Consider the following 24,410-nt stretch of genomic DNA (forward strand, 5'->3'; position numbering starts at 1 on the left):
CCTGCCGTTTGCATTGCACCGGATTTCCCGAGACCGCGCGCCCTGGAAATGCAACCACTTCCGTCGAAGATCTCAAAGCATTTGCGCGACACGCCAGGTCCACTGGTCCCGGTCCTGCGGGGCGGCGACACCGTTCCGGCTTAGCCTGAATTCATCCGGAACCATCTCGGGGAGGGGCGTCGGCATGAGCGGGACCGCGGGCAGGACCGGGGGGCGGGCGGCGGCCCGGGGCACCGCCGGGGGCAACCTCGCCCTGGCGACGGCGGCGTTCGCGCTCACGTTCTGGGCGTGGAACCTGGTGGGTCCGCTGTCCAAGACCTACACCGAGGAGCTGTCGCTCTCCCCCTCCCAGACCTCGCTCCTGGTCGCGGTGCCGGTGCTGGTGGGGTCGCTGGGCCGGATCCCGGTCGGGGCGCTGACCGACCGCATCGGCGGACGGGCGATGTTCACCGCGGTCTGCTTCATCAGCATCGTGCCGACCTTCCTCGTCGGCATCTCCGGCGGCTCCTACCCGATGCTCCTGCTGTGGGGGTTCTTCCTGGGCATCGCCGGCACCTCCTTCGCGGTGGGCATCCCGTTCGTGAACGCCTGGCACCCGCCCGAGCGGCGCGGCTTCGCCACGGGCGTGTTCGGCGCGGGCATGGGCGGGACCGCGCTCTCGGCGCTGCTCACCCCGCACCTGGTGAAGGCGCTGGGGCTGTTCGCCACCCACCTGGCGATGTGCGCCGCCCTGGCGGCCATGGGCGCCGTCATGTGGGCGTTCAGCCGCGACGCGCCGTCGTGGACCCCGAGCACCGAGCCGGTGCTGCCCCGGATGCGCGACGCCCTGCGCCTCAAGGCGACCTGGCAGATGGCCCTGCTGTACGCCCTGGCCTTCGGCGGCTTCGTGGCCTTCACCACCTACATGCCGACGCTGCTGACCACGGCCTACGCCTTCGCCCAGACCGAGGCCGGGCTGCGCACCGCGGGCTTCGCCCTGGTGGCGGTCGTGGCCCGCCCCGTCGGGGGCGTGCTCTCGGACCGGATCGGGCCGGTACGGGTCTGCCTGGCCTCGTTCCTGGGGACCTGCGTGTTCGCCGTCGTCCTGGCGTTCCACCCGCCCGCGGAGTTCCCGGCGGGCCTGTCCTTCGTGCTGATCGCCTTCGCCCTGGGGCTGGGGACGGGGGGCGTCTTCGCGCTCCTGGCCACGCTGGTCGAGCCCTCCCGGGTGGGCACGGCGACCGGCCTGGTGGGTGCGGCCGGCGGCCTGGGCGGCTACTTCCCGCCGCTGCTGATGGGCGGCGTCTACCAGGCCACGGGGGCCTACACCATCGGCTTCGTGCTGCTGGCGGCGGTGGCCCTGGCGGTGGCGCTGTACACCTCGCGGGCGTTCCGCACCGCCGAGCCCTGAGGGCCGGCCGGTGCCCACACGGGGCGCGCACACGAGAAAGGCCCGGAACCGACCGGTGACCGGTTCCGGGCCTCCGCTGTGCGGTCCTGACGGGATTTGAACCCGCGGCCTCCACCTTGACAGGGTGGCGAGCACTCCTAACTGCTCCACAGGACCATCGACGCCGTCACACCCCTCCGGGGCGCCCCGCGTCCGCTGCACACCACTCTAGCGGGGTTTTCCAGTGCTCTGTCCCACCGCTCACGCGCGGACCCGGCGCACCCGCCCCTCGTCCCACACCGGATCGTCCGAGGCGTAGACCCCTCCGTCCGCTCCGAACACCAGGAACCGGTCGAAGGAGCGCGCGAACCAGCGGTCGTGTGTGACGGCGAGCACAGTTCCCTCGAAGCCCTCCAGAGCCGCCTCCAGGGCTTCGGCGGACTCCACGTCCAGGTTGTCGGTGGGCTCGTCCAGAAGCAGCATGGTGGCGCCCGAGAGCTCCAGCAGGAGCACCTGGAAGCGCGCCTGCTGCCCTCCGGAGAGGGAGTCGAAGCGGGTGTCGCGCCGGTGCACGAGCTCGTAGCGCTGCAGCGCCGGTGCGGCCAGGTCCAGGGGCATGGCGTGGTCCTCTTCGAGGATCGCCGCGAGCGTGCGCCCGTTCCACTCGGGGTGGTGGTGGGTCTGGGCGAAGTGCCCGGGCACCACCCGGGCGCCGAGCCGGGCCGTCCCGGTGTGCTCCACGGACCCCTCGTCGGCCAGCAGCCGCAGGAAGTGCGACTTGCCCGACCCGTTGGAGCCGAGCACCCCGATCCGCTCGCCGTAGAACACCTCGGCGGTGAACGGCCTCATCAGGCCGGTCAGCTCCAGGTCGGTGCAGGTGAGCGCGCGCACGCCGGTGCGCCCGCCGCGCAGGCGCATGTCGATGCGCTGGATCCTGGGCGGCTCGGGCGGCGGCCCGGCCTCCTCGAACCGGGCCAGCCGGGTCTGCGCCGCCCGGTAGCGGCTGGCCATGTCGTCGTTGTTCGCGGCCTTCTGGCGCAGCCGCCGCACCAGCGCGCTCAGCCGGGCGTGCCGCTCGTCCCAGCGGCGGCGCAGCTCGGCGAAGCGGGCGTGCCGGTCCTCGCGGGCCCGGTGGTAGCTCTCGAAGCCGCCGCCGTGCACCCACGCCGACGCGCCGGCGCCCTTGCCGCCCTCCAGGGTGACCACGTGCGTGGCGGTGGCCGCCAGCAGCTCCCGGTCGTGGCTGATGAACAGCACCGTCTTGGGGGTGGACCGCAGCCGCTCCTCCAGCCACCGCTTCCCCGGAACGTCCAGGTAGTTGTCGGGCTCGTCGAGCAGCAGCACGTCGTCGGGGCCGCGCAGCAGGGCCTCCAGCACCAGGCGCTTCTGCTCGCCGCCGGAGAGCGTGCCGAGCCCGCGGCGGTGGGCGCGGGCGTAGGGCAGGCCGATCGCCTCGACGGTGCACACGTCCCAGAGCACCTCGGCCTCGTAGCCCCCGGCGTCGGACCAGTCGGACAGGGCCTGGGCGTAGCGCAGCTGCACGGCCTCGGTGTCGTCCTCCACCATGGCCGCCTCGGCGGCGTCCAGCTCCCGGCCGGCCCGCCGCACGCCCGGCGCCGACACCGACAGCAGCAGGTCCCGCACGGTCGCGTCCGCGGGCAGGGCCCCGGCCGCCTGGGAGCCGATGAACTGGCGCATCACGCCGATCCGCCCGCTGCGGGTGACGGCGCCCTCGTGCGCCTCGGCGTCCCCGGCGATGATGCTCAGCAGGGTGGTCTTGCCGCTCCCGTTGGCCCCGACGAGCACGGCCTTCATGCCGTCGCCCACCCGGAAGGAGACCTCGTCCAGAAGAGTTCCCCCGTCGGGGAGCCGGTAGGAGACGCCTGCGACGTCGATGTGGCCCATGGCGGTCAGCCTGCCAGCGCGGCGGCGGGGCGTCGAAAGGTTTTCCGGGGGTCAGGAGTGCAGCTCCTCGATGCGCTCCTTGTGCTCCTCCCCCCAGTCGCCCAGGGGTCCCAGCGCCGTGTTGAGGGAGCGGCCGAAACCGGTGAGCGAGTACTCCACGCGCGGCGGCACCGCCGCCCTCGACGAGGGTGCGGACCCCTCCGACGACGTCTCGGCCCTGGTCCCGCTGCTGCGGAGCTGAGGGGTAAGGCAAGTGTCGCCGTTCGGCACAGGAGGAGCGCGCCGCTACCGACGTCCTATGGAGGCAGACGCGGAGTGAGGGGAAGGCGCGATGACGACACCTGCCGGAGGAGAAGGCGGTGGGATGCCCGAGCGGATCGGGCCCTACCGGATCACGGACCAGATCGGACGCGGCGGCCAGGGGACCGTGTACCTGGGCACCGGCCCCGACGGGGTCGAGGTGGCGGTCAAGGTGCTGTCCGGCTCCTGGGAGGGCGGAGACCTGCAGCGCGCGCGCTTCGCACGGGAGCTGGAGTCGGTGCGCCGCGTGGCGCCGTTCTGCACCGCGGCCGTGGTGGAGGCCGACGTGGAGGGCGATCCCCCCTATATCGCCAGCGAGTTCGTGCGCGGCCCCACGCTGCGCGCTGCGGTGCACAAGGAGGGGCCGCGCACCGGGGCGTCCCTGGACCGGCTGGCGGTGGCCACGGCGACCGCGCTGGTGGCGATCCACAGTGCAGGGGTGGTGCACCGGGACTTCAAACCGGCCAACGTGCTGCTGGGCCCGGACGGGCCGCGGGTCATCGACTTCGGGATCGCCCGGACCGGCGATGCGACCCTCACCCAGACCGGATCGGTGACCGGCACGCCCGCCTACATGGCTCCCGAGCAGATCCGGGGCGCGCGCGTGGGGCCGGAGGCGGACGTGTTCGCGTGGGCGGCGGTGATCGCCTTCGCCGCGTCGGGCCGGGGCCCCTTCGACGGGGACAGCGTGCACGAGGTGCTGCACCGGGTGGTCACCGAGGAGCCGGACCTGGAGGCGGTGCCCGAGCGGCTGCGGCCGCTGCTGCAGGCCTGCCTGGACAAGGACTCGGCACGGCGGCCCACCGCGGTGCGCGTCCTGGGCGCGCTGGTGGGCCGGGACCCGGGGCCGGAGGCCGAGGCGTCGTCCGAGGCGGTCACGGAGGTGCTCCGGGAGGGGGCCTCGGCGGCGGCGGGCCGCACGGTGGTCGCGACGGTCCCCCTGGCGCCCGCCCCGACGGCGCCCCTCGCCTCCGGTGGGACGGCCCCGGACGCGTCCACTGCGCCGCCCGCAGAACCGCCCGCAGGACCGCCCACCGGGCCGACCGCGACCGCCCCCCGGGAGGCGCGCGGGCGCGGACGGCGCCGGCGGCGGCCGGCGGGCGCGGTGGTCCTGGCCGTCCTGGCGGTGCTGCTGGTCGGCGGTGCCGCGTGGGTGCTGGCCAACGGCCTCCCGCAGGCGGGGTGGTGGACCCTGCCCGACGCCGTCCCCGCGCGGGACACCGCCCCGGCCGAACAGGACCCCGGGCAGGAGCCGCAGGCCCCCGGGGAGGGAGGCGAGCCGACGCCGGAAGGGGCCGGCGACCCCGTCGGCACGCCTGAGCCGGATCCCGAAGGGACGCCGGAGGAGGCCCCGGAGGACACGCCGGAGCAGACCCCGGACTACTCGCCCGAGGAGCCGCACGGAGAGGAGCCCGAGGAGCCGCACGAGGGGACGGACGCCCCCGCCGAGCCGGAGCCCAGCGGGGCCTGGGTCCCCTCCTCCGCCGACGAGGGCCCCACGGCGGCGTGGCCGGACGGCGAGGGGAGCGCCTAGCATTCGGGGGAGGGCGCGTGCCGCCCGAGGACCGCCGAGCAGGAAGGGGCGCACCGTGTCCGACCAGCCCGCCGACGCCGACGGGCCCCCGCTGCCGCAGGGGCCGCAGAGCACCCGCATCGACAAGTGGCTCTGGGCGGTCCGGCTGGTCAAGACGCGGGCCGAGGCCGCGCAGGCCTGCCGCGGCGGGCACGTGCGGCTCAACGACCGCCCGGCCAAGCCCGCGGCCGCCGTCGGCCCCGGCGACGAGGTGCGCGTCCGGCTGCACGGCACCACCCGCGTGGTCGAGGTCGCCCACGTCCTGGAGAAGCGGGTGGGGGCGCCCATCGCCCGCCGGTGCTACGTCGACAACACGCCCGAGCCGACCGCGGCCGCGCCGCCGCAGGCGTTCGCGCCCCCGCCCCGCCGGGAACGGGGAGCCGGGCGCCCCACCAAGCGGGACCGCCGCAAGATGGAGCGCCTGTGGCGCGAGGGCCTGGGCTGACCGGCCCCGGGCCGCCGGTTCACCGGTAGCCGGTGGTGTCCGCCTCCCGGCCGGCGTACTGCACCTCGGAGATGTAGCGCCAGGCGTCGGGGCGGCTGCCGTCGGTGTCGGTCAGGCCGTACACCTTGGCGAGGTGGCCGCTGGAGACCGTGGTCCCGGTCCACCGGGCCGCGTCCGGGTCGGCGGCCAGGGCCGCCACGCCCCGGCCGACCAGGGCCGGCGACTCGGAGATGGCGAAGTGCGGCTCCTTGGCCACCGCGTCCCGCCAGTTCTCCTCGGACACGCCGAAGTGATCCAGCATCGCCTCGGAGCGCAGCCATCCCGGGGTGACCGCGACCGCCGCGCCGCCGTGGTCGCGCAGCTCGTGCGCCTGGGCCTTGGCCAGGCGCTGCACCGAGGTCTTCACCAGGTCGTAGAACAGTCCGACGTCGGCGCGGTACCCGGCGTTGAACTCGGTGGTGCCGTCGGTCATCTCCACCACGAGCGCCCCGGGGCGGCGGATCATCAGCGGCAGCGCGAAGTGGCTGGTGGTCGCGTGCGTGTCGATGCCCAGGCGGAGCATGCGCAGGCCCTGTTCCAGGTCGTGCTCCCACAGGCGGCGCCCGAACTCGGTGAGGTAGACGTCGCCGCCCCACACGTCGTTCACCAGCACGTCCAGGCGGCCCTGCTCGGCACCGATCCGCTCGACCAGCGCCTTCACCTGGTCCGGGACCAGGTGGTCCACCTGGACGGCGATACCGGTGCCCCCGGCGCCGTCCACCAGCTCGGCGGTCTCCTCGATCGTCTCTGGGCGCCCCATCTCCGAGCGTGCGGTGCGCGTGGTCCGGCCGGTGGCGTACACCGTGGCCCCCTCGCGGCCCAGCTCCACCGCGATCGCCCGGCCCGCTCCGCGCGTGGCCCCGGCGACCAGCGCGACCCGTCCCTCCAGTGGTCGGTCCATGGTCCTGATGCCCCCTTCGTCTCCGTGTCCCCTCCAGGCTCGCGGCGCTTCCTGACACCTTCTGTCAGGTCTGTCCTACGGACACGTCCGGCAGCGGAGCGGAGGGGGAAGGGGAATGTCGCCCCGGGGAGACAGGGCCGGGGGCGGAGGAGAGCGTCCCATGGAGTGAGGAGTCGGACGAAGCGGACGAACCGGAGGTGGTCCTGTGGCGGCGGCGACCGCGCCGGAGCGCATCGGCCCCTACCGCGTCACCGCGCGGCTCGGCCGCACCGTCTACCTGGCCGCGGGGCCGGACGGCACCCCGGCCGCGGTCACGGTCGGGGCAGCGGGTGCGGCCGCCGCCCCCGCTCTGCGCGCGGCCTCGGGACTGTGCACCCCGCGCCTGCTCGCCGCCGAGCCCGGCGCCGATCCCCCCTACACCGCCTCCGCGCACGTGCCCGGCCCCGACCTGGCCTCCGCGGTCGAGCGGGACGGCCCGCTGTGCGGCGCCGCCCTGGACCGGGTGGCCGTCGCCGCCGCCACCGCGCTGGCCGCGCTGCACCGGGCGGGCGCCGCGCACGGCCGCCTCACCCCGGGCGACGTGGTGCTGGGGCCGGACGGCCCGCGGGTGGTGGGCGGCGGCACGCCGTCCCCCGCCGCGTGCGCGGCCGACGTCTACGCCTGGGCCGAGGTGGTCGCCTTCGCCGCGCGCGGGCGGTTCCCGGTCGACACCGAGGACCTGGTGGCGGTGCCGGACCGGCTGCGCGGCGCCCCGGCGGACACCGCGGGCGTCCCCGAACCGCTGCGCCGGCTGGCCGACGCCTGCCTCCTCGACGACCCGGACCGGCGCCCCGCCGCCGCCGCGGTGCTGCGGGCGCTGCTCGGACTCCCCGCCGGCGGGGGCGCGGGCGAGGAGGAGGTGCTCCGCGCGGGGGCGCGTGCGGCGGACGACCCCGCGACGCGGGTCCCGGACGGGGCGCCCGTGCCGGGGCCGGCCGAGCGCATCCGGGTGGTGGAGGCGTCCGAACCCCCGCCCGTGCCCGAACCGCCGAGCCTGCCCCGGCGCCCGAACGCGCACGGAGCCGGCCGTGCGGTGACGCCCGCCCCTGCGGGCGCGGAGGCACCGCTCCCCGCGGAACGGGCGCCGAAGCGGACGCACCTGACCGACCGCGAGAGGGCGCGCAGGCGGCAGCGGTTCCTGCTGGCGGTCTCCGCCGGGTGGCTGCTCGCCATGGGCGGGCTCGCCGGTTGGGCGGTGCTGAACGGCGTGATCGGGCCCGAGGCGCCCCCGGAGCAGGCGGCGCCCGTCGCTCCCGGCGGCTCCCCCGGCACGTCGCCCGCCGACGCCCTCCAGGGCGGCAGCACCGAGGCACGGGACGAGGCCGACGAGGGCCGGGAGCGCGCCCCTGAGCCGAGCCCGTCGCCGAGCCCGCCCGTGAGCGCTTCGCCCAGCGCCTCTCCCGGCGCCACCCCCAGCACCTCGCCGTCGCCCCAGGAGCCGCCGAGCGATCCTCCGACGGACCCGCCATCCGATCCGCCCACGGACCCGCCGAGCGACCCGCCTTCGGATCCGCCCTCCGACCCGCCGAGCGATCCGCCCAGTGACCCGCCCAGCGATCCGCCGAGCGACCCGCCCAGCGACGCGCCGACAGCCCAGCCCCCGAACACGCCGAGCCCCTCGGCCCTCTAGGGAACGAGCCCCAGCTCGGCCGTGAGGTCGGAGATGACCACCCTGCCCTTGTAAGAGCGAGCGCCGTCCGTCTCAACCAGGTACACCGACTCAACGGTCAGTGGCTGCACGACGTCGTCGGGAACATCGAACTCCACCTGCCGCGGCCCCTTCCAGGCGACCCGGGGGCCGTACAGGGGATGGCGGACGCCCTCGGCGTCGACCACGGCCAGAGCGACCGTCGCCCCCTTGCCGTCGCCCTTCACCTGGAGGCCGAACCCGAACGCCGCGGGGCGCGCGGGGATCGGCTCCGGCGGGAGCGCATAGGCCGCCCTCGTCCGGGCCGGCTCCGTGAAGTCGTAGCGGACCGCGACCCCGTGCCCGTGCCCTCCTTCGACCGGTCGCAGCGAGGCGTCCGCGCGGACGCCCTCGGCCGTCCACGCGTCACCGTCCTCGAAGGAGGCCAGGCTCCCGGTCGCCGAACCGATCGACACCGGCACCTCGACGCGCGCGCCACCGGCCTCGACGGTGACCTCCCCCGCCCCCTTGTCCGTCCCCGGCCACACCTCGAAGCTGCCGTCCTCATGGCGCTCCACCGACACCAGGTCCGGGTCGGCCCGCACGTGGGAGTCGCCCGGCTCCACAGGAGCGCGGGTGCCGTCCGGCGCCACCCCCGCTACGACGAACGCATCGGAGTCCCCCCGCCCCGGGAAGTAGAGCCGGTCAGGCGCGGCCTCCAAGCGCTCCGGGCCGGGAAGCACCTCCAGCTCCACGCTCCCCTGCACTCCGGACGCCTCGCCCGTCACCTGTACGGTCCCCGGGGCCCCGCCCCGGAACGCGCTCCCGTGCACCGTTCCGTCCGGCGCGGACAGCCGCAGCCCTGGTGGGCGCGCTCCACCGGCGACCGGGCCGAACGCCGCGTCGTGCAGGCCGGCCTCCAGGGTGCGGCGCATCCCGGAGAAGAGCCGGTGGGGGTCGTCCTGCGCGGGCGCCTCCGCACCGTGGCCGGGCCGGTGGTCCAGCCGGGGCCGCAGCCACAGCCCGGACGGCGCGCCGTCGCCCGCCGGGGCGGTGACCACCAGGCCGTTGGGGACCTCCCGGGGCGCCTCGCCGGTGCGGTTGCGCACGCTGAGCCGCCGCCCGCCGGGGTCGCGGGCCAGCAGGGCCGACGATCCGCCGCCGTCGAGCTCGATCGCCTCGGTGGCGCCGGCCTTCCGCAGCGCCTCGGCCACCTCGCCCAGGGTGGCCCCGGGGGCGCCCGGCACCCGGCCGTCGACGGCCACCGCCACCATACGGGTGCCGCCGGCGCCGAAGCCCAGGGCGGTGCGCGGCTGGCGGGCGCCGTCGTCGGCGCCGGTGGGCCGGCCGTCCCGGAGCAGCACACGGCGGCCGCCCAGCACGGTCCGGGGCCGCTCACCCCCGGCCTCGATCCGGTACTCGGCGGTGACCGGGTCGCCCTCGTCCAGGCCGGACAGCAGGTCGGCCCCGGCGCCCCGCCCCACCAGCACCCGTTCGCCCGCCGGGACGGGGCCCTTCCCGGCGCCCGCGCGCACCTCGCGTACGGCGCCCCGGGCCAGCACCGCCTCGGCGACCCGGTCGGCGCCGCGCACGGCCCGCGTGCGCGAGGCGGTCCCCCACTCCTCGGTGAACAGCCCCAGCCCGTCCTCGGGGATCCGGGGCGCGTTCAGTGCGTCGAGCCGGACCGCGCCGGCGGGGGTGCGCACGGTTCCGGTGAACCGCACCTCGCGCACGGACCCGCGGCCGTCCTCGCCGATGACGGCCGCGTGGCGGCGGTCCGGTGCGGGCGAGGAGAGCGCCCTGCCCTCTTGGACGGCCGCACCCAGGGGCGCGGAGGAGGCCCCGGCGTCGAAGAAGTCCCCGTTGAGCGCGGCGACGGTACTGCGGCCTCCGGGGACGGGATGGGCGCCGGCCATGTCCGCCACCGGCGCGGTCCCCGCCACCGCGCCGCCGTCGACGTAGTGGACCTGCGCGCCCGCGTCCAGGTCCGCGGTGAGCAGGGAGAGGGCGTGGCCCGCCTGGCCCGGGGGCCGGTCCAGGGCGAGGTCGACGCCGGGGGCCACCGGGGCGGTGCGCGGTGCGTCGGGGGCCGGGGACGCCTGAGCGGCGGGAGCGGCGGCCATGAGCACGGCCGCCGTGGAGACCGCCGCCGTCCGCACCCGCGCCGCCCACCCACGAAGACTCTCCGTGATCACCATTGCGCATAAAGTACACGCCTGCGCGCGGTGGGCCCGGGAGCCCCGGCGGAACCGTTGGTACGTTCGGCGCGTCCAGGGAGTCGGGGCACCGTGCCCCGGAACACGCCCTTCGGGAAGGGACGGGGTCACCCATGCGCAGTCCTCTGTTCGAGCAGGCACGCGAGAACGACCAGCCGGGCATGTCGCTCCAGAATCCGAAGATGCTCAGAGTCCGGTTCGACGGGGAGTTCATCGCCCGCCAGGGCGCGATGGTCGCCTACCAGGGCGACGTGGACTTCGCCTACAAGGGCTCGGGCGGCATGGGCCGGTTCCTCAAGAAGGCGTTCACCGGCGAGGGCGCGCCCCTGATGACGGTGAGCGGGCGGGGCGACGTGTTCCTCGCCCGCGACGCCTGGGACGTGCACCTGATCGACCTCGAAGGCGACTCCCTCACCGTCAACGGGGAGAACGTGCTGGCCTTCGAGCCCGGGCTGAGCTGGGACATCCAGCGGGTCCAGGGGGCGGGCATGGCCGCCGGCGGACTCTTCAACACCGTGTTCAGCGGGCACGGGCGCATCGCCGTCGCCTGCCACGGCTCGCCGGTGCTGCTCGACGTCGACCAGCCCACCTTCGCCGACACCGACGCCGCGGTGGCCTGGTCCACCTCGCTGACGACCGGGGTGCGGCGCACCGCCAAGGCGGGGGCGCTCATCGGGCGCGGCAGCGGCGAGGCCTTCCAGATCTCCTTCGAGGGGCGGGGCTTCGTCCTGGTGCAGGCCTCCGAAGGCGCGCCGGTGGCGCAGCCGGCCTCGGGATGACCCCCGGCCGGGTGGCCGCATCAGGCCACCCGGCGCCGCCGGTCCGGGCACACGGCCCTGTCATCGCGGGTCCGGTGAGACGACTGTTCAACGGTTGAACGGTTTTCGTCCCCGATCGTTGACCCCCGCGCGCGTGCGCACCTCCAATTGACGGGTGGACTCCGCCGACGCATGTCCCCCACACCCGTCAGGAGGCCCCGCACCATGCACGCACGCCGATCCCTCGCGGCGACCGCAACGGCCGCCCTCCTGCTGACCACCGCCGCCGCCGGAACCGCGGCGGCCTCCCCCGCACCCGACTCCCCCGCACCCGCCTCGGCCGAGGCCCCCGGCCGGTACCTGGTCGCCGGGCCGGACACGGCCGAGGAGCGCACCGAGATCGCCGCCACCGGCGCCGCCGTGGACGAGGTGAACGAGGACAGCGTGGTCGTGACCGCCGCGCCCGGACAGGCCGACGCGGTGGCCGGCCTCGGCCACGAGGTCACCCCGCTGCCCGGTCCCGGCCAGGACGGGCCCGGGGCGCTGGACTTCCCGCCCTCGGACTCGGACTACCACGACTACGCCGAGCTCACCGACGTCGTGGACAAGACCGTCGCCGACCACCCCGACATCGCCGCGAAGGTCAGCGTCGGCTCCTCCCATGAGGGGCGCGACCTGATGGCCGTCAAGATCACCTCCGACGTGGCCACCGACCACGACCGGCCCGAGGTGCTGTTCACCCACTCCCAGCACGCCCGCGAGCACCTGACCGTGGAGATGGCGGTCTACCTGCTGGGCATGCTCACCGACGACTACGGGACGGACCCGCGGGTGACCGAGATGGTCGACACCCGCGAGATCTGGATCCTGCCCAACCTCAACCCGGACGGCGCCGAGCACGACATCTCCGACGGGTCCTACAAGAGCTGGCGCAAGAACCGCCAGCCCAACCAGGGCTCCTGGTCGGTGGGCACCGACCTGAACCGCAACTGGGACTACAACTGGGGGTGCTGCGGCGGCTCCTCCTCGAGCCCGTCCTCGCAGACCTACCGGGGCGCCTCCCCCGAGTCGGCACCCGAGGTCCGGCAGGTGGCCGACTTCGTCCGCAGCCGCGTGGTCGGCGGCGAGCAGCAGATCACGGCCGCCATCGACTTCCACACCTACGGCGAGCTCATCCTCTGGCCCTACGGCTACACCTACGACGAGACCGGGCCCGGGATGAGCCGGGACGAGTACGACACCCATGCCGAGCTCGGCCGCCTCATGGCCGGATCGAACGGGTACACGCCGCAGCAGTCGAGCGACCTGTACATCACCGACGGGACGATCAACGACTGGCTCTGGGGCGAACAGCGGATCTTCAACTACACCTTCGAGATGTACCCCTCCAGCCACTGGGGAGGCGGGTTCTACCCCGGTGACGAGATCATCCCGCGCGAGACCTCCCGCAACCGCGAGGCGGTGCTGGACCTGCTCGGCTACGCCGACTGCCCGTACCGGGTGATCGACAAGGAAGACGAGTACTGCTGACCCGAGACCGTTCCCCTCACGGGGGTGTTCCGCTCCTTCTCCCCCCTCGGGAGCGGAACACCCCCTCTCGTGTCCGGCCCCTCGCGGCCGTCAGCAGGAGTTGTCGGCGCTGCCGTCCCAGGTGATGTTCCGCAGAACGGTGTTGACCGCGCACGGCCTCTCGTTGAACGCGGTGTCCCGGAGGGTCAGGTTCTCGAACGTGACGTCCGAGGTGTTGGCGAACTCGCTCCGGGCCGCGATCCGGATGTCCCCGGGACCCGCGATGGTGCCGCCTTCAGTGCCGACGGTGACGTTGTGGCAGTTCTCGATCAAGGCCGCGTTGCTTCCGGTGTCCGCGATGTCCACGCGCTCGATCACGGCGCCTCCGCTCTCGGACACGCAGAACAGACCTCTGCCGCCCCCGCGCGCGCGGACCTCGCCCACACGGATGTTGGCCGGGTAGCCGCCGTCGAGGAGACCGTTGCGGTTGGCCATCCGGAAGGCGGCGTAACCGGTGCCCGTCCCGGCCCCTTCGGCGTCGACCCGGTCGACCGAGGCGTTGACCGTGTCGTTGAGCAGGAGGCCGGAGTACCCGGTGTTCCGCGCGGTCACGGTGCCGATGTCGATGCCGTCGACGCCGTAGGTCTCCACGCCGTGGTTGTCGGTGCCGGAGACGCGGACGTCGTCGATGGAGATGTCGCGGGCCTCGCGCACCGAGTCGTCGTCGCGGCTGTCGATGCGCATCCCCAGGCCGCTGGAGAGGTGCAGGCCGACCTGGCCGAAGTGCACGTTCTGCGACGTGCGGACCCACACGCCGAAGTAGGGGGTCCCGGTCACGGACAGGTGGGGGACGGAGACGTCCCGGGCGTGTCGGATGCGCACCGCGGCGTTGTTCCCGGTCGGGGTGCCGCTCACGTCGATGGTGCCGCAGACCTCCAGGGAGGTGTGGCTGGGCAGGTCGAGGGAGGCGTCGGCGGGGATGCTGCCGGAGCCGCGGACCACGACGCCCTGCTGCTCCGTGCGGCCGGGGTCGAGGCTGTCCACGGCGGCGCGCATGGCCTCCAGCATGGCGCCGCCCTGGTAGACGACGTCGCCGCCGTTGCGGGACGTCCAGGTGTCGCCGTCGCGGACGGCCTCGGCGTGGAAGCCGCCGTCACCGCACGCGGCGGCGGGGGCGGCGGACGCCTCCCCTGCGCCGGGGAGCGGGGCGGCGGCGAGGGCCGTCCCGGTGCCGATGGCCGCGGCGGCCGCGGCCAGGACGCGGGCTCCGCGCCGGGGACGGCGCAGGGCTCGGGGCCGGCGCCGTCGGTCGTGGGGGTGCTCGGTGGAACGCATGGTCGGTCCTCCTGAGAGCGGGCGGGGGGGGGAATCGCTCCCACCTCCGGGGGAGGACGGAAGCTAGCACGGAAAGCGCCTTCCCAAAAGGGCCGCGGCGGGGACGGCGGAAGGGACGGGGCGCCCGGGGGTAGGGTTCGGGCACATGCGGGACGCCGAGGCCCCTCTGTCGCTCTTCCCCGACACGGGGGCGGACCACCTGGCCGCCCGCCTGCACGGCAGGCGCTCGGCCCTCGTCGGCGTGAACGCCACCGTGGGCGGCTCGGACGTGGTCCACGCCCTGGAGGACCTGCACCGCCTCGGCGTCCTGGTCGCGGTCCCCGCCTGCGGAGCCGCCCCCGACCCGATGCGGCTGCGGCGCAGCACCGCCCCGGTCACCTGCCGCCGCTGCCTCCGCCTCCAGGGCCCCCTACGCGTCCCCGAGGGCCAACTCCCGATCCCCGGCCTGCCCCTGTGAGGGCTCGGGCCCGCCCCTGGGGCACACGAAAAGACCCCGCGTCTGCTCCTGCAGATCACGGGGTCTGTCACACTCTCTTACGAGTGGCCAGGGACGGGGTCGAACCGCCGACCTTCCGCTTTTCAGGCGATAGCACACTCCCCACCGAATAGCGCTCTGAACTGCACACCCCCCAGATCTCTCCAGCAGAGCAGCGACCTTCAGCGCGCATTCAGCGCAGCGCCCGCGTTACCCCCCAAGAAGCTAGCCATAGGGGTCTCTTTAGAGCTTTAAGGGGCAACAGTGTCCGCAGCGCCCACAGGAGAGGCGATGGCATGAGCGACCAGCACGGACACTGCGGACGCTGAGAGATCAGATCAGTGTTCGCACAGAGTCCGCAGCGTCCACATTGAAACGCCCTCGTTCGCCGCTGAACAGCAGGGACCCCCAATGGCTAGCTTGAACAAGAGCATGAAGCCCCGCCTCACAAACCACGCCAACCAAGCATAAGATCCTACGAAGGCCACCGCGGATCGACGAACCAAAAGAAATATATCCTGGATATTTACTAAAGCTTGAAATAATTTACCTCAAAGAAGCACTACAATCAGGTATTGGCACATTTAGTCGGCAAGGCGAGGCAAAAATGAGCGGGATCACCTGGCTCTCCTTGATCGCAATCATCACCTCCATTGCGGCCGCCGCGACTTCCATCTTGGCTTTTATCTACTCGCGCAAAATAGACAAAAGAGAGCTATTCCTGCGCCTACATCACCAGATGACACAGCTGGACGCACAAAAAGGGAGGCGTCTACTCCATCAAGCAAAAAAGCGAGGTCGGATGCCAATCGACAAGGAAAGGGACTTGATCAACCACGCCATGGCATTGCTTGACATTGTCGGATTCTATCAAGAGAAGGGACACATCAAGGAAAGAGAAGTGATGAAATTATGGGGCGCCACTTTCCTTCAACTAGAAGAAGCCGGGAAGTGGTTTATAAAAAGAAGAACCATAGAGGAAAATCGCCACGGACAAGACCTGTGGCCATTTTTCAAAGATATGTGCGATAACGCACATAAACACCACGCCGCTCGACAACTTAGTCGGCTCAAGTGAGAAGCCACGTCCCATCGTGGACCCGGACAAACGGACCATCCTCCCGAAACGCATCGGTGACACGTACTGCGCGCGCCTCAGGTGCCGCATCTATGGCGTCTTCGACGCTCAGCCACGAGGCGACGAAAGCTTCGTCGGTCGCCCGCGGTTCGCCGGCTACCGGGTGGCAGCGGAAGGCCAGGGAGACCACTCCAAGCCTCATGTTCTTGTAGACACCGATCAGGCGCTCTGGTTTGACCTCGACTCCGGTCTCTTCCAAAACCTCGCGGATGACGCCGGCCTCCGGCGACTCGTCAAGCTCCAGAACACCGCCTGGCGGCACCCAGCGACCGTCGTCGGCTCGCTTGATCATTAGCACGTGGCCGTCGGAGCGGACCACGACACCGGTGACGCTGACGCTGTGACGCGGCGTGTCGCTCACGCGTCTCCCTCCTGGCGCCAGGAGTAAGTCAGGCGCCATTGTGCGGCGGACAGAACGTTGAGGCAGGTTTCGACAGGCCGGTCGCCGGCGTCGAAGGCTGTCCTCAGGATCGCGAAGACCGGTTGGCTGGGCGCCAGATTGAGGAAGTCGGCTTCGTCCGGTTCCGCTGGCCGCACATCGATGTCTTCGGTGAAGCGCACCGGTCCGTACCCACGCTGAGCGATCCGTGCGTACATACCACTCGGGCCAGTGTCAGGGAAGGCGAGGTCGACACTGCCGGCGATATCCATCGGGATGTAGGAAGTCGCGATCTGAACCGGCTTCTCTTCGGCGAGCATGTGCCGCTTGCGGATGAGCGCTTCCTGGTCCTCATCGAGCTGCAGTACTTCGGCGATGTCCGCTGGAGGAAGGATCGCTTCGCACTGGACGAGGGGAGCGCGAGGAGTGCGTCCTGACTGAGAGACCTGGTCAGCGTAGGCGCTTCCCCCGGGCTCGGTTCGGTAGTCCTTGTCAATGCGCCGCACACGCTTCACGGTGGGGACGTCAAGCACGACCGACCCGCGGCCGTGCTCCGTTCGGATCAAGCCTTCGGCCTGCAGCATCGCGACGGCTCGGCTGATCGAACTCTGGTTGAGCCCGTACTGGCGGGCGAGCTCTGGCTGACTCGGCAGGGTCGACCCCGGCGGGTACTCGCCCTGCTGGATGGCCTCCCGGAGCAGCTCAGCGACCTGCTTGTACCGGGCCCGCGGCTGCTCAAGGTTCGGCATATCCGGACCGCCTTCCGACATATGTGTGCTCCCGCCCAAAGGTATCGCCCCTGGTGTCGCGTCTGCGGATCGGCTTCTCGCTCCAACTTATGCGATAAGTCTTGACGCTTATGCAATAAGTACCTACAGTCATCAGTACCTGCCCGGAGCGGGAAGACGCCGCCCCTGGTGAGGACCCCTCTATGCCTTGGAGAGCCTGATGACCATCTCGGACACGCCCCCTCGCACCCTGCTGGCCGCGATCGACCGTGACGAGCTGAAGGCCCTCCTCTACGGCGAGGTCGCCACCGCCGACCAGGAGGCCGCACTGCGGGTGCTGGCCGAAGAGGCTGGCATCGACCATGCACTGCTGCCGCGCGAGGCCACTGGCACCATCGGCGAGGACCCGCGCACCCACGTTCCCGCCGCTGAGCAGCCCGAGCCGCAGCGGTCCGAGCCCCGCGAGCCCAGCCAAGACGAGCTGAACGACCTCGCCGACGACATCGCGGCCCTGGAGGCCGACGCCCTGGTCGCCGCCTACGCCGCCGACGTGGCCGAAGTCCTCGACACCGACATGGCCAACGCTGAGGCCACCGTCCGCGGCTGGGGCCCCTCGCCCCGACCCGGCATCCTCGCCTTCCTGCTGAACCACGGCTCGCTGTGGACCCGCCTTCGCCTGGTCACCGACCTGGCCGCATAACCCCGGTGGCGCCTGCCGCCCTCTACTCACTGCCCTCTACCAGCGCCCCCGGCGCTGCTCTGCCCTGCCCGAAAACCCCATCTGGAGGACTCATGAGCGCCGACGCGAACGCCCTGTTCCCGCACGACGACACCGACTACCCGGCCGACGCCATCGCCCCGGAGCTCTATCGGGAGATGGCCGCTCCCCGCCGTCTGGGAGAGCCCTTCGACGAGTTCCTCGCCCGCGTGACGGCGCTGGCCGACATGACCGCTGAGCAGCAGCCGAAGCCCGACACCACCCCCGCCCCCGCCGCCTCGTGGCGGCAGCGGGCGGCCTGAACCGCCGGGAGGGACGCATGGGAGTGCTTCTGCCGCTCCTCGGACTCGCCGCGCTGATCGTCCTGACGTGGGTGCTTATGCGCCCGCACTCCTGATGCCGCTGAACAGAACCTTCAAGGAGGCCAACGTGCCTACCCTTCGCGCCCGCATCACCGACCTTGTCCAAGCCGTCCTGGATGCCCTGGTCTCCGGCACGCCCGTGGTGGTGCGCCACCACACCAGGCGCCTGGTCCGCGACGCCGACGGCAACGTGCTCGGCACCGAACCCGACATGGAGATCATCCGCGGCGACGTGGTCGCCATCAGCGACGACAGTGGCACTGGCCCTTGGGCGGTCATCCGCGCCCGGGACTGGTCGCCGGCCGCTGACAACAACCGGCCCGAAGCCGCCGCCCGCGAGCTGATGACCCACCGCATCCCCCTGGGCGACCCGACCTTCGAGCTCGAATGGGGGACCCTGTGATGGCCGCCCGCACGCGCCCGCGCCGGTCGACCGGGGCGAGCCGTCCCCTGGCCGCGGCCGCCGTGCTGCTGCTCTTCGCCTGGCTGGTCTGGTCCCTGCTCGACAACCTCACCGGCCTGGAACCCGGCTCACCGGTGTGGATGGCGCTGTTCGGCGCGGCCGTGGGCATCGCCCTCTGGGAGGTCGCGCTCAAGCCCTTCTTCCGCGCCCTGAGCAGGGGGCTGTGATGTGCCGCCGGAGCTATCCGCTTCAGAGCGTCCGGTTCGCCGCGTCCGACGGCCCGCCGCAGGGCGCGCGGCTGCGCTCCGCACTGGCCATCGCGGCCTTCCTGGCGGTTCTGGCCCTGACCGCCCTCGATGCCCTCGTCACCGCCGCGGCAGGGACGCGCCCGCTCACCTTGTCGGTGCGCGCGTTCCTCCGCTGGCTGGCCGACGCCTACGAGCGCGCGGCCCACCCCGAGGTGATCGACGCCGAAGTCATCGACGAAGAGGAGGTGCGCAGGTGAGCGAGCAGCGCATCAAGGAGCTTGCCGAGATCCCCTTCGAGGGGTCCCTGGAGCAGGCCTTCAGCGACTACGCGACTGCGCTCAAGAAGCTTTCCCAGCAGCTGGCCTTCGAGTACGAGATGGCGGCCGGCGACTCCCAGGCCGCCATGTCCCGGCTGCACGGCAATCCGCTGCTGCTCGGGCTGGACGCCAAGCTCCAGGCCCGCCGCGTGGCCAAGCGGCTTCGCCGAGCCAACGAGCTGGCCAAGGGGCTGGAGACCGAAGGGCGCAAGTTCGCGCGCGAGTACCGCAAGCAGTTCCTCTACAAGAAGGGCTGACGATGACCAAGTCCGGTGGGGCCCGGATCGACGAACTCTCGGAGATCGACTTCCGGGGAAAGATCGGGCCGCAGGTCAACCAGTACGCCAAGAAGTCCCGGAAGCTCGCCCGGGACCTGGCGTCCGAGCTGGACAGCGGCGCCAGTGACGCACGTCGGGCCATGAAGGCGCTGAAGGGCCACCCGCTGCTGCTGGGGCTGGACGTGAGCCTGCGGGCCCGCAAGGTCGCCCGCAAGCTCAAGCGCGCCAAGGAGCTGGCTCAGGGCATCTCGGCCGAAAGCATCAAGTTCTCAGCGGAGTACCGCAAGCAGTTCATCCATGAGCCCGCCCTGGTACGGGACGGCAAGAGCAGGAAGGTCGACCTGTAATGGCACGCAAGCAGACGATCGAACTGGGAGGGGACGAGGCCATGGGGCGGGTGGCCGCCTCCGCTGCCTCCAAGGCCCTGGTGCTGGCGCCGCCGTGGCTGGTCCTGGTCCTCATGCTGGCCCTGGGGGCCCTCGGGCACGCCAAGTGGGGCGAGCCGCCCGCGGTGACGTGGGCAGCGATGGCCGGCACCCTGTCGTCGGTGGTGCTGGCCGGGCTGACCTGGGCTGTCTCCCACAGCCGTGGGCTTCTGGGGCGGGTGCACTCCACGGTCACCGCCGGCGGGGCAGCCCTGTGGGCCACCGTGGCGATGGTGACCGGCCCGCTCGCCGCGGTCACCTTCGGGGCCTGGTTCTTCGGGGGCATCACCCTGGCCGCCGGCTGGAACATCCGCGCCGTCATCCGGCTGAACAACCCCGACGACGTCGGACACGGCGACCCGCTGTCGCGCCTGTTCGAGCAGGCCAAGGGGACCTTCGGGCTGGAGGGGGCGCGAGCGCGCACCCGGGCCGTCACCGACCACAAGATCAAGGCCGAACTGTCCCTGCCCCCGGGCAAGAAGACCGTGGACGACGTGGCGAAGAAGGCTGAGTACATCGAGTCGGGGATGGGCTTTCCCGCCGGGTCGGTCCAAGTCGCCGCGAACGAGGAACGCGCCGACCAGGCGCACCTGACCATCACCGACCCCACGCTCATGAAGCGGCCGCTGCCCTGGGAGGGTCCCTCCAAGCCGGGCGGGTCGATCGCCGATCCGCTGCGCATCGGGCTCTTCCAGGACGCCGACCCGGTGCTGCACACCATCATCGGCCACCACCTGCAGGTGATGGGCATGTCCGGCTCGGGCAAGTCCATCGGATCGGCCTGGAACTACCTGGCAGAGATCATCACCCGCACCGACGCCGTGGTCTTCGGCGCCGACATCACCAAGGGCGACCAGACCCTGGGGCCGTTCCGCCCGGCCATGCACCGCTTCGAGACCGCCCCGGGCGGCGCCCGCAAGCTCATCAACGACATCGAGGGCCAGATCAAGCCCCGCACCGACTTCCTGGCCTCCAAGGGCCTGCAGAAGTGGGAGAAGGGCTGCGGCCTGGATTACTGGGTTATCTGGCTGGAAGAGGTGCCCGACATCATCGACGCCCTCGGGGAAAAGGGCGGCGACAAGCTGCTGCGCATCCTCAAGGCCCTGCGTTCGGCGGGTGGCACTGTGGTGATGAGCCTGCAGCGCAGCGACTACTCCCAGATGCCCACTCTGGCCCGGGGCCAGCTCGCTCACATGTGCCTCGGGGTGGCCACCTCCTCCGATGCCGGGTTCGGGCTCTCCGAGGCTCAGCAGGACGCTGATGCCCGCCCGGAGCTGTGGGGATCCAAGCGGCCCGGCATGGCCTACCTGGACGCACCGTCCATCTCCGAAACCCATATCGCCATGCCGCTGCGCACCTACGCCTGGGGCGACGGCGCTGTGGCCTCGAAGGCCATCAGCGCGCACGTCGCCGACTACCCGGCCTCTGCCAAGCGGGTGGACCAGTTCACCGCCAGAATCGCCGACCTTCCCGACCCGATGCCCACGGGCCCTTCAGAGGCGGCCGGCGACCAGAGCGCCGGAGAGGAAACCCAGGACTCCCTGGAGGGGCTCGCGGCCGCCGCAGAGCGGATCGTCGCCACACAGCGCATCGACCTGGAGCACGTCGCCCCGCACGAGCGGGCAAGGCTTCTGGAAGCGCTGGAGCGCAAGGGCATCATCGGCCCGGTCGGGCCCGGCGGCGACCGGGAGGTGCTGGTCAGCACCGACGAGGCCATCACAGAAATCCTCGACGACGGCGACCCCGTCGGGGAGTACCTGGCCACCGACGACCCCAGCCCGGAGATCGTGGCCGGCCCCGATGACGAGATCCCCGAGCTGACACTCGAAGAGGCCGCCGCCCTGGAGACCCCTATGGAGGCGCCCGAACGCCAGGTGAGCCCCACTGAGGCCCGCCAGATGGTCTACGACTGGATCCGCCAGAGGGCCGAAGAGGGTCGGCCGGCCTTCTCTGCTTCCGACCCCGGACTGCGGGAGATCCGCGAGCAGACCGGCAACGGCCGCGGGTGGCTCTACAAGGTCCTCAAGGAGCTGCGAGAGATCAAGGCGCTCTCCCGAACCGACGACGGGTTCCTGATCGAAGATCCCGGTTCCCTGCCCGAACCCGACCGGCCCCGGGTCGACGCGTGACACGCGTGGCCCCGCCGCCCGGGACGGCTCGGCTGCGCGTGGGAAGCGCGCGCAACGCTAAATGATCTTGTCACGCACGGGTGCCACGGCGCTGTCACGCCGGTGTCATGCGCCGTGTCACGGCCCCTGCCACGGCTCGTGACAGGCCGCTGACCTGTAACTCCCTCCCCCAGCCCCCGCCCGTGTCACGCCGTGCTGTCACGGCGCCGCCGGGCCCTCGATCACCGGACCTATTGGAGGACTCGTATGCCGACGCTGACCCCCGGTCTGGACACCCGGACCGTGCTGATGCTGGTGTCCCTTCTCGATCTGCCCGCCCGCGACGCCCTGGTCGACCGCGACTGCCAGCGCCGGGCCGCCGCCGTACTGGCCGACCTGCTGCCCAACGACCTGCCCGTCGTCTCCTGGTCGATCCGCAGCGGGGTTCACCCGCACGTGAAGCTCGACAGGCCCAAGGACGTGCCCGCCCTGGTCGGCCAGGCCCGGTCCCACCAGGTGGTGCGCGAGTACGCCTCTTTCTTCGGCACCGACGTGGTGCTGGAGCGCGGCGAGACCCCGACGACCATCACCGTGGTCAACGGGATCGGAGTCGAGGTGTGGTGCGCGCCCGAGTACCGCGACCGGATCGACACGGCCGCAGGGGAGGTGGCCTGATGCTGTGCATCACCACCCGCGGCCGCCTGAAGGCACTGGAGAACAGCCTGCACGAGCTGGAGCGGACCCGGACAGAGCTGGAGGCCGCGCGCACCGACCACCACGCTTCGACGATGGACCTGCTCGATCGCCTGCAGGATGAGCGCCGTGCCGCCGCCGGGCTGCAGCGGCGCTTGGGCGAGGCCGACAGCGAGCTGCGCACGCTGCTCAAGGGCCGCGAGCGCCTGCTGGCCGACGCTCACAAGGCCGGTCGCCTCGCCCGCACCTTCGCCCTGATGGAAGGTGCCGGCATGGGACACCCGTGCGGGACCGCTGAAGAGCGCCTCCTGGCCGGGGTCCGGCTCTGCGGGTGGGTCGACTGCCCCGGCTGGGGGTGCCAGAAGCCGGACTGCCCCGAAAGCAGGCGCGAGCTGGTCTGGCATCCCGATGCCCCCGAGCACGCCCACCTGGTGTGCGCCTGCGGCCAGGTGTGGAAGGCGGCGCCGGGCGCGGTCGAGCGCGGCGAACGCGAGACCCGCGACCACCAGAAACAGGGCACCCACCGCGGCCACTTGCGCCGCTGGTCGCTTCTGAGCCCTCCCGTTCTGGAGGCCATCGACCGCGCGCTCCCCGTCCCCTCCGACACACCGAACAAGGACGTGGACTGATGGAACTGCTGTCCGCGCTGGCCGCCGTCGCGGTCCGCCCGCCCTGGTGGCTGATCGCCGCTGTGGCGCTCGCGGCCGCCGTGGTCGGCCAGCGACTGCTGAAGAAGTACCTGACCAAGATCGCCAAGACACACAAGCCGCCGGAGAACGCCCCGAGCGGCCCCGCGCCCAACGCTCAGGCCACGCGCGAGGCCCGGGCTGGTGCGATGCACACCCTGGTCACCGTCGTGGTGCTGGCCGCCGCGGCCGTGCTGATCGGCTTCGCCTTCGCCATGTCCTATGCCGCCCTGTATCAGGCCGCCACCTGGCTGCAGGCGACCCCGTTCGGGGACCTGCGGTGGATGTTCCCGGTCGGTATCGACGCGGTCATCATCTATTTCCTGGCCCTGGACCTGGTCATGGAGTGGCAGGGGCGCCGGCACCCGCTCGCCCGCTACAGCGCCTACCTGCTCTCGGGCATCACCGTGCTGCTCAACGTCGGCCAGTCCGGTCAGCACGCCGGCTGGGTGGAACTGCTCGGGCACGCCGGGCCGCCCCTGGTCATCATCCTCATCTCCGAAGGCGTGGCCGCCTGGATCCGCCACGTAGCCGGGCTGGTCCACGGCGAGCTGCCCGAGCGCATCCCCGCCGGGCGGCTCATCGCCCACCCGGTCTCCACGCTGAAGGTCATGCGGCTGATGCTCGGCTGGGGCATCACCAGCTACACCACCGCCCTGAAGCTGGAGAAGGCCCGCCAGTACGCGGTGTCGATGCTCAAGCAGCAGCACGGCAGCGCCTGGCGGTCCCAGACCCCGGCCCATGTGCTGTGGATGCTCGGCAACGGCCACGACCTCCCCCGCGCCTTCCAACTGGTCGACGCCCTCACTCCCGACGTCCCCAAGACCGTCGCCGACATCGCCACCGAGGCGACGCCCGAGGCCGCACGCGAGGCGGCAGGCGACGCCCCGGTGTCGCACCCGGCGGCGCCCGAAGCGACACCGGACGCGCCCGTCGGGGTGGGAGACGGCGAGGGCGACAACGTCGCCGCCCTTGCCCAGTTCGGCATCGCCGACATCGAACGGTTCCTGTCGCGTGAGGACACCGGGCCCTGCGAAGGTGACGCCGACCTGTCGCATCCGCCCGAAGCAGGCGACGCGCCGTGCGACGGACACGACGACAGCGTTCCGCGCGGCCAGCAGGAGCCCTCCGACTGCAATGAAGCGGTTCCCAACGACCAGGCGGGCCCGGAGGGCGGTGAGGACGGCCTCACGCTCTTCGAGCGGGCCCGCCGGGCTCTGCGGGACCACCCGCGACTGACCGCGCGTGAGCTGTCCGAGCGGCTGGGCTGCACGCGCGGCCACGCCGGAAAGCTCGCTGCCGCCGTGCGCAAGGAGGAAGAGGGCAAGCGCCAGCGCGGCGACACCTCCGGCCCCTGAAGCGACACCCCGCGCGGGGCGGGGCCGCACCCGACCAGTCAGGTGTCGCCCCGATCTGCCCCGCCCGCTAGGGACCGC

General features: G+C 72.4%; 25 protein-coding genes, 1 tRNA gene and 1 pseudogene. 19 read left to right on the forward strand and 8 right to left on the reverse strand.

Going from position 1 to position 24,410, the window contains the following annotated elements:
- Positions 1-184: 184 nt before the first annotated feature.
- Positions 185-1,390 (forward strand): MFS transporter, encoded by a 1,206-nt coding sequence (locus tag C892_RS0122680; protein WP_017559058.1) that lies wholly within the window; start codon positions 185-187, stop codon positions 1,388-1,390.
- 81 nt (positions 1,391-1,471) lie between these two features.
- Here C892_RS0122680 and C892_RS0122685 read toward each other — a convergent pair.
- The 3 genes and pseudogenes from C892_RS0122685 to C892_RS32390 form a co-directional block, all read right to left on the reverse strand.
- Positions 1,472-1,546, reverse strand: a tRNA-Asp gene (locus C892_RS0122685).
- Between the two features lie 84 nt (positions 1,547-1,630).
- Positions 1,631-3,274 (reverse strand): ABC-F family ATP-binding cassette domain-containing protein, encoded by a 1,644-nt coding sequence (locus tag C892_RS0122690; protein WP_017559059.1) that lies wholly within the window; start codon positions 3,272-3,274, stop codon positions 1,631-1,633.
- A 51-nt stretch (positions 3,275-3,325) separates the two neighbouring features.
- Positions 3,326-3,445, reverse strand: a pseudogene (locus C892_RS32390) (winged helix-turn-helix transcriptional regulator); the annotation flags it as partial.
- 193 nt (positions 3,446-3,638) lie between these two features.
- On the opposite strand from C892_RS32390, the gene C892_RS32025 reads away from it, so the two are divergent.
- Both C892_RS32025 and C892_RS0122710 read left to right on the forward strand, forming a co-directional pair.
- Positions 3,639-5,108, forward strand: a complete 1,470-nt coding sequence (locus tag C892_RS32025; RefSeq protein ID WP_051060592.1) for a serine/threonine-protein kinase — start codon at positions 3,639-3,641, stop codon at positions 5,106-5,108.
- Between the two features lie 55 nt (positions 5,109-5,163).
- On the forward strand, positions 5,164-5,592 hold the full coding sequence (locus C892_RS0122710) for an Hsp15 family ribosome-associated heat shock protein (protein ID WP_017540854.1): 429 nt from the start codon (positions 5,164-5,166) through the stop codon (positions 5,590-5,592).
- A gap of 19 nt (positions 5,593-5,611) precedes the next feature.
- On the opposite strand, the gene C892_RS0122715 is transcribed toward C892_RS0122710, so the two are convergent.
- Positions 5,612-6,532: an SDR family oxidoreductase gene (locus C892_RS0122715; RefSeq protein ID WP_017559062.1), complete on the reverse strand. Its 921-nt coding sequence runs from the start codon at positions 6,530-6,532 to the stop codon at positions 5,612-5,614.
- Positions 6,533-6,737: 205 nt separating this feature from the next.
- Between C892_RS0122715 and C892_RS30145 the strand changes: the two genes are divergently transcribed.
- Complete coding sequence (locus C892_RS30145) at positions 6,738-8,201, forward strand: serine/threonine-protein kinase (RefSeq protein ID WP_051060593.1); 1,464 nt, start codon at positions 6,738-6,740, stop codon at positions 8,199-8,201.
- Here the strand turns inward: C892_RS30145 and C892_RS0122725 are convergent.
- A complete protein-coding gene (locus tag C892_RS0122725) occupies positions 8,198-10,396 on the reverse strand; it encodes a phosphodiester glycosidase family protein (RefSeq protein ID WP_026124567.1) in 2,199 nt (732 codons plus the stop codon). The two genes, C892_RS30145 and C892_RS0122725, sit on opposite strands and share 4 nt — an antisense overlap.
- A gap of 131 nt (positions 10,397-10,527) precedes the next feature.
- Here C892_RS0122725 and C892_RS0122730 point away from each other — a divergent pair, with 131 nt between their 5' ends.
- Both C892_RS0122730 and C892_RS0122735 read left to right on the forward strand, forming a co-directional pair.
- A complete protein-coding gene (locus C892_RS0122730; protein WP_017540856.1) occupies positions 10,528-11,193 on the forward strand; it encodes an AIM24 family protein in 666 nt (221 codons plus the stop codon).
- Between the two features lie 204 nt (positions 11,194-11,397).
- Entirely contained in the window at positions 11,398-12,702 is a 1,305-nt protein-coding gene (locus C892_RS0122735; RefSeq protein WP_017559064.1) for a M14 family metallopeptidase, read from the forward strand.
- A gap of 90 nt (positions 12,703-12,792) precedes the next feature.
- Here C892_RS0122735 and C892_RS0122740 read toward each other — a convergent pair whose 3' ends face one another.
- Positions 12,793-14,016: a hypothetical protein gene (locus C892_RS0122740; protein ID WP_017559065.1), complete on the reverse strand. Its 1,224-nt coding sequence runs from the start codon at positions 14,014-14,016 to the stop codon at positions 12,793-12,795.
- Between the two features lie 145 nt (positions 14,017-14,161).
- Here C892_RS0122740 and C892_RS0122745 point away from each other — a divergent pair, with 145 nt between their 5' ends.
- A complete protein-coding gene (locus tag C892_RS0122745; protein WP_017540859.1) occupies positions 14,162-14,473 on the forward strand; it encodes a hypothetical protein in 312 nt (103 codons plus the stop codon).
- A 625-nt stretch (positions 14,474-15,098) separates the two neighbouring features.
- Complete coding sequence (locus tag C892_RS31455; RefSeq protein WP_152513454.1) at positions 15,099-15,569, forward strand: hypothetical protein; 471 nt, start codon at positions 15,099-15,101, stop codon at positions 15,567-15,569.
- On the opposite strand, the gene C892_RS0122750 is transcribed toward C892_RS31455, so the two are convergent.
- Both C892_RS0122750 and C892_RS0122755 read right to left on the reverse strand, forming a co-directional pair.
- The gene (locus tag C892_RS0122750) at positions 15,562-15,990 is read right to left on the reverse strand and encodes an NUDIX hydrolase (RefSeq protein WP_017559066.1); all 429 of its coding nucleotides are present in this window, start codon (positions 15,988-15,990) and stop codon (positions 15,562-15,564) included. The genes C892_RS31455 and C892_RS0122750 overlap by 8 nt on opposite strands.
- Positions 15,987-16,757: a GntR family transcriptional regulator gene (locus tag C892_RS0122755; protein ID WP_017559067.1), complete on the reverse strand. Its 771-nt coding sequence runs from the start codon at positions 16,755-16,757 to the stop codon at positions 15,987-15,989. Before C892_RS0122755 ends, C892_RS0122750 begins: the two co-directional genes overlap by 4 nt.
- 199 nt (positions 16,758-16,956) lie before the next feature.
- Between C892_RS0122755 and C892_RS0122760 the strand changes: the two genes are divergently transcribed.
- The 11 genes from C892_RS0122760 to C892_RS0122815 all read left to right on the forward strand — a co-directional run bounded on the left by C892_RS0122760 (position 16,957) and on the right by C892_RS0122815 (position 24,332).
- On the forward strand, positions 16,957-17,436 hold the full coding sequence (locus tag C892_RS0122760) for a hypothetical protein (RefSeq protein WP_017559068.1): 480 nt from the start codon (positions 16,957-16,959) through the stop codon (positions 17,434-17,436).
- A gap of 92 nt (positions 17,437-17,528) precedes the next feature.
- Positions 17,529-17,756, forward strand: coding sequence for a hypothetical protein (locus tag C892_RS0122765; RefSeq protein WP_017559069.1), 228 nt, complete (start codon positions 17,529-17,531; stop codon positions 17,754-17,756).
- A 127-nt stretch (positions 17,757-17,883) separates the two neighbouring features.
- Complete coding sequence (locus C892_RS0122775; protein WP_152513455.1) at positions 17,884-18,219, forward strand: hypothetical protein; 336 nt, start codon at positions 17,884-17,886, stop codon at positions 18,217-18,219.
- Positions 18,219-18,446, forward strand: coding sequence for a hypothetical protein (locus C892_RS0122780; RefSeq protein ID WP_017559072.1), 228 nt, complete (start codon positions 18,219-18,221; stop codon positions 18,444-18,446). The genes C892_RS0122775 and C892_RS0122780 overlap by 1 nt, the downstream gene beginning before the upstream one ends.
- Entirely contained in the window at positions 18,446-18,724 is a 279-nt protein-coding gene (locus C892_RS0122785) for a hypothetical protein (protein WP_017559073.1), read from the forward strand. Before C892_RS0122780 ends, C892_RS0122785 begins: the two co-directional genes overlap by 1 nt.
- Entirely contained in the window at positions 18,721-19,041 is a 321-nt protein-coding gene (locus C892_RS0122790) for a hypothetical protein (protein WP_017559074.1), read from the forward strand. The genes C892_RS0122785 and C892_RS0122790 overlap by 4 nt, the downstream gene beginning before the upstream one ends.
- A 2-nt stretch (positions 19,042-19,043) precedes the next feature.
- Complete coding sequence (locus C892_RS0122795; protein WP_017559075.1) at positions 19,044-19,409, forward strand: hypothetical protein; 366 nt, start codon at positions 19,044-19,046, stop codon at positions 19,407-19,409.
- Complete coding sequence (locus C892_RS0122800) at positions 19,409-21,616, forward strand: hypothetical protein (RefSeq protein WP_017559076.1); 2,208 nt, start codon at positions 19,409-19,411, stop codon at positions 21,614-21,616. The genes C892_RS0122795 and C892_RS0122800 overlap by 1 nt, the downstream gene beginning before the upstream one ends.
- Before the next feature lie 246 nt (positions 21,617-21,862).
- Entirely contained in the window at positions 21,863-22,270 is a 408-nt protein-coding gene (locus tag C892_RS0122805; RefSeq protein WP_017559077.1) for a hypothetical protein, read from the forward strand.
- Positions 22,270-22,917 (forward strand): hypothetical protein, encoded by a 648-nt coding sequence (locus C892_RS30150; RefSeq protein WP_017559078.1) that lies wholly within the window; start codon positions 22,270-22,272, stop codon positions 22,915-22,917. The genes C892_RS0122805 and C892_RS30150 overlap by 1 nt, the downstream gene beginning before the upstream one ends.
- Complete coding sequence (locus C892_RS0122815) at positions 22,917-24,332, forward strand: DUF2637 domain-containing protein (RefSeq protein WP_026124569.1); 1,416 nt, start codon at positions 22,917-22,919, stop codon at positions 24,330-24,332. The genes C892_RS30150 and C892_RS0122815 overlap by 1 nt, the downstream gene beginning before the upstream one ends.
- Positions 24,333-24,410 lie beyond the last annotated feature (78 nt).

Origin of the sequence: Nocardiopsis baichengensis YIM 90130 (assembly GCF_000341205.1) — a bacterium.
Taxonomy (GTDB): Bacteria; Actinomycetota; Actinomycetes; order Streptosporangiales; family Streptosporangiaceae; genus Nocardiopsis_A; species Nocardiopsis_A halophila.

What these genes read in the sequence shown, in the direction of transcription:
- C892_RS0122680 (WP_017559058.1), top strand. Translation starts at nt 185, where the DNA reads ATGAGCGGGACCGCGGGCAGGACCGGGGGGCGGGCGGCGGCCCGGGGC.
- C892_RS0122690 (WP_017559059.1), bottom strand. Translation starts at nt 3,274, where the DNA reads ATGGGCCACATCGACGTCGCAGGCGTCTCCTACCGGCTCCCCGACGGG.
- C892_RS32025 (WP_051060592.1), top strand. Translation starts at nt 3,639, where the DNA reads ATGCCCGAGCGGATCGGGCCCTACCGGATCACGGACCAGATCGGACGC.
- C892_RS0122715 (WP_017559062.1), bottom strand. Translation starts at nt 6,532, where the DNA reads ATGGACCGACCACTGGAGGGACGGGTCGCGCTGGTCGCCGGGGCCACG.
- C892_RS0122725 (WP_026124567.1), bottom strand. Translation starts at nt 10,396, where the DNA reads ATGGTGATCACGGAGAGTCTTCGTGGGTGGGCGGCGCGGGTGCGGACG.
- C892_RS0122730 (WP_017540856.1), top strand. Translation starts at nt 10,528, where the DNA reads ATGCGCAGTCCTCTGTTCGAGCAGGCACGCGAGAACGACCAGCCGGGC.
- C892_RS0122735 (WP_017559064.1), top strand. Translation starts at nt 11,398, where the DNA reads ATGCACGCACGCCGATCCCTCGCGGCGACCGCAACGGCCGCCCTCCTG.
- C892_RS0122740 (WP_017559065.1), bottom strand. Translation starts at nt 14,016, where the DNA reads ATGCGTTCCACCGAGCACCCCCACGACCGACGGCGCCGGCCCCGAGCC.
- C892_RS0122745 (WP_017540859.1), top strand. Translation starts at nt 14,162, where the DNA reads ATGCGGGACGCCGAGGCCCCTCTGTCGCTCTTCCCCGACACGGGGGCG.
- C892_RS31455 (WP_152513454.1), top strand. Translation starts at nt 15,099, where the DNA reads ATGAGCGGGATCACCTGGCTCTCCTTGATCGCAATCATCACCTCCATT.
- C892_RS0122755 (WP_017559067.1), bottom strand. Translation starts at nt 16,757, where the DNA reads ATGCCGAACCTTGAGCAGCCGCGGGCCCGGTACAAGCAGGTCGCTGAG.
- C892_RS0122760 (WP_017559068.1), top strand. Translation starts at nt 16,957, where the DNA reads ATGACCATCTCGGACACGCCCCCTCGCACCCTGCTGGCCGCGATCGAC.
- C892_RS0122765 (WP_017559069.1), top strand. Translation starts at nt 17,529, where the DNA reads ATGAGCGCCGACGCGAACGCCCTGTTCCCGCACGACGACACCGACTAC.
- C892_RS0122780 (WP_017559072.1), top strand. Translation starts at nt 18,219, where the DNA reads ATGGCCGCCCGCACGCGCCCGCGCCGGTCGACCGGGGCGAGCCGTCCC.
- C892_RS0122785 (WP_017559073.1), top strand. Translation starts at nt 18,446, where the DNA reads ATGTGCCGCCGGAGCTATCCGCTTCAGAGCGTCCGGTTCGCCGCGTCC.
- C892_RS0122795 (WP_017559075.1), top strand. Translation starts at nt 19,044, where the DNA reads ATGACCAAGTCCGGTGGGGCCCGGATCGACGAACTCTCGGAGATCGAC.
- C892_RS0122800 (WP_017559076.1), top strand. Translation starts at nt 19,409, where the DNA reads ATGGCACGCAAGCAGACGATCGAACTGGGAGGGGACGAGGCCATGGGG.
- C892_RS0122805 (WP_017559077.1), top strand. Translation starts at nt 21,863, where the DNA reads ATGCCGACGCTGACCCCCGGTCTGGACACCCGGACCGTGCTGATGCTG.
- C892_RS30150 (WP_017559078.1), top strand. Translation starts at nt 22,270, where the DNA reads ATGCTGTGCATCACCACCCGCGGCCGCCTGAAGGCACTGGAGAACAGC.
- C892_RS0122815 (WP_026124569.1), top strand. Translation starts at nt 22,917, where the DNA reads ATGGAACTGCTGTCCGCGCTGGCCGCCGTCGCGGTCCGCCCGCCCTGG.